The organism is Allobosea sp. TAB14, from assembly GCF_052113865.1.
GTDB lineage: Bacteria > Pseudomonadota > Alphaproteobacteria > Rhizobiales > Beijerinckiaceae > Allobosea > Allobosea spartocytisi.
Genome location: NZ_JBFRDQ010000327.1, coordinates 1 through 2,953 on the forward strand (window position 1 = coordinate 1; position 2,953 = coordinate 2,953).

Annotated in this window: 3 protein-coding genes and 1 pseudogene; all 4 read left to right on the forward strand. The window is 65.2% G+C overall.

From position 1 onward, the window contains the following. The coding region (locus AB4Y99_RS27205) for a carbohydrate ABC transporter permease (protein ID WP_441525535.1) at positions 1-777 on the forward strand (777 nt) is incomplete at its 5' end. Further along, positions 777-1,321: pseudogene (locus AB4Y99_RS27210) on the forward strand (ABC transporter permease family protein). The gene AB4Y99_RS27205 and the pseudogene AB4Y99_RS27210, both read left to right, overlap by 1 nt. A gap of 94 nt (positions 1,322-1,415) precedes the next feature. Next, on the forward strand, positions 1,416-2,312 hold the full coding sequence (locus AB4Y99_RS27215) for a dihydrodipicolinate synthase family protein (RefSeq protein WP_441525536.1): 897 nt from the start codon (positions 1,416-1,418) through the stop codon (positions 2,310-2,312). Positions 2,313-2,337: 25 nt separating this feature from the next. Then, the coding region (locus tag AB4Y99_RS27220; protein WP_441525537.1) for a GntR family transcriptional regulator at positions 2,338-2,953 on the forward strand (616 nt) is incomplete at its 3' end.

Sequence of the window (2,953 nt, forward strand, 5' to 3'; positions counted from 1 at the left end):
CTGTTCATGTCCACGCAAGACTGGAAGATCGGCGGCGGCGCGGAGTTCGTCGGCCTCGGCAACTTTGTCGAACTGGCCAGGGACCAGCGCTTCCTCGAATCGATGGGGCACACGGCCTATTTCACGATCCTCGCGGTGGTGCTCCCGATCGTGTTCGGCACGGCGGCGGCGCTGGTGTTCCATCGCGAATTTCCCTTTCGCGGGCTGCTGCGCACGATCTTCGTGATGCCGATGATGGCGACGCCGGTCGCGGTCGCGCTGGTCTGGACGATGATGTTCCACCCGCAGCTCGGCGTGCTCAATTACCTGCTTTCGCTGTTCGGCATCGGCCCCTCGGCCTGGGTCTACGATCCCGCGACGGTGATCCCGACGCTGRTSMTGGTCGARGTCTGGCAYTGGACGCCGCTSGTCATGYTGATCGTGCTCGGCGGTCTSGCCGGSYTGCCRMRSGAACCCTATGAATCCGCGCTGATCGACGGCGCCAATGACTGGCACATGTTCCGSCACATCACGCTGCCGCTGGTCTGGCCCTTCATCATGGTGGCGATCGTGATCCGCACCATCGATGCGCTGAAGGCCTTCGACACGATCTTCGTGATCACCCAGGGCGGGCCGGGCACGGCGTCGGAGACACTGAACATCTTCCTCTATCTGCAGGCCTTCCAGTTCTACAAGATCGGCTACGCGTCCTCGGTCGTGGTGATCTTCTTCGTCATCATCATCATGCTCTCGCTGCTGCTGCTCTATGCGCGGCAGAAGTCGAAGTGGAACGCGTGATGGGCCGCTTCGCCAAAAAGCTCGGCTTCTGGGCTTCGGTCTTCGTGCTGGTGTCGCCGGCGGTGCTGGTCTTCCTCTGGATGATCTCGCTGTCGCTCAAGAACGAGCTCGACAACACCGCCTTCCCGCCGGTCTTCATCCCGGATCCGCCGACGCTGAAGAACTATGTCGACGTCTTCGCGCAGAACAATTTCGGGCTCTATCTCTGGAACTCGATCCTGGTCACGGGCGGGGCGGTGCTGCTCGGGCTGATCGTCGGCGTTCCCGCCGGCTACGGCATCGCGCGCGGCAAGGCGCATAAATTCGCGATCCTGATCCTGATCGCGCGGATGACGCCGGCCTTGTCCTATCTGTGGTGCTCGGCGGCAAGGCGAGCCGGACGCTGCCTTCGGCGGTCTACAACTCCCTGACCTTCGAGCAGATCTCCTGGGGGCCGCTCGCGGCGGCGGCGCTGCTGGTGACCCTGCCGGTGCTGCTGGTGACCGTGATCGCGCAGCGCCAGATCGTCGCGGGATTGTCGGCCGGAGGCCTCAAGGACGGCTAGCCGGAACCATCGCAAGGACGCTGCGGAGCCCTTGCGAGTCGATCTGTCTTCATACTAACATGTCAGCCACTGTTCAGCTCTGAAAGTTCCCTCCATGGCCTCCGAAAAGACCCGCTTCGGCCTTTCCTGCGCGATCACGACCCCAATGCGGGAGGGCGGCGGCATCGACCTGCCGCGCCTCGTCCGCCATGCCAAGCATGTGCTCGCGCAGGGCTGCGACTCGGTCACGCTGTTCGGCACGACGGGGGAGGGTGCGGCGCTCGGCCTGCCGGCGCGGACCGCGATGATGGGCGCGCTGATCGGCGCGGGGATCGATCCGGCCAAGCAGATCTATGCCGGCATTACCGCGGCCTCGATGCAGGAGGCGGTCGAGCAGTCCAGGCTCGCGCTCGATGCCGGGGCGAAGGGGCTGCTGGTCGCGCCGCCCTTCTACTTCAAGGGCGTCAGCGACGAAGGGCTCTATGTCTGGTTCTCGCAGTTCTTCGAGAAGCTGGGCGCTTCGGCCCGCAATGTCATCCTCTACCACATCCCGTCGGTGACGGCGGTCGAGATCAGCGTCGGGCTGGTGCAGCGGCTGAAGACGGCCTTCCCCGGGCTCGTCGCCGGCGTCAAGGATTCCTCCGGCGACTATGCCAACACCGAGGCGCTGCTGAAGGCGCATGGCGAGCTCGCCATTCTCGTTGGCGACGAGCGCCAGCTCGCGAGGGCGGTGCGCAACGGTGCGCAGGGCTCGATCTGCGGCGTCGCCAATCTGGTGCCGGCATTGCTGCGGCCGATGGTCTACGAGGGCAAGGACAGCCCGGTGGTGAATGCGCTCGTCGACGAGATCTGCTCCTATCCGGTGCTGGCGGCGGTGAAGGCGCTGACGGGTCATGTCCATGGCGATCCGGGCTATGGGGCAATGCGCCCGCCGCTGGAAGCACTGGACGAGGCCACCCGCAAGCGGCTCTTTGCAGCCTTCGATTCGATTACGCAGGCAAAGGCGGCCTGAACCAGGGCAACCTGAAGGAGGGATTGTGAATCAGCCGGAGCAGGAACCGCGCGAAGGCGAGCCGCTGAAGCTGAGGGAGCGCGCCTATGCCTCCTTCACCGAGCGGCTGCTGGCGCGCGAGATCAAGCCCGGCCAGTTCGTGACCCAGCGCGAGCTCGTGGCGATGACCGGCTTTCCGCTCGGCGCGATCCGCGAGCTGATCCCGCGGCTCGAGGCGGAGGGGCTGATCAAGACCGTGCCGCAGCGCGGCATGCAGGTCGCCCATGTCGACCTGAACCTGATCCGCAACGCCTTCCAGTTCCGGCTCTTCCTCGAGAAGGAGGCGACGGCGCTCTATGCGCAGAACGCGACCGACGCCGAGATCGCCGAGCAGCGGGCCCGGCACGAGGCGATCGTCGCCCGAGCCGAGGCCGGCGGCGACGAGCGGCTGATCGAGGATGCCGAGGACATCGACCGGCTGATGCACGAGGCGATCATCGACCATCTCGACAACGAGATCGTTGCCCAAGCCTTCCGGGTCACCTGGCTCAAGATCCGGCTGATCCGGCAATACGAGACGCGCATCCACAACAGCATCATCATCCCGGTGATGCAGGACCATCTCGCCATCATCGCGGCAATCGAGACGCGCGATCCTGAGC

What these genes read in the sequence shown, in the direction of transcription:
- AB4Y99_RS27215 (WP_441525536.1), top strand. Translation starts at nt 1,416, where the DNA reads ATGGCCTCCGAAAAGACCCGCTTCGGCCTTTCCTGCGCGATCACGACC.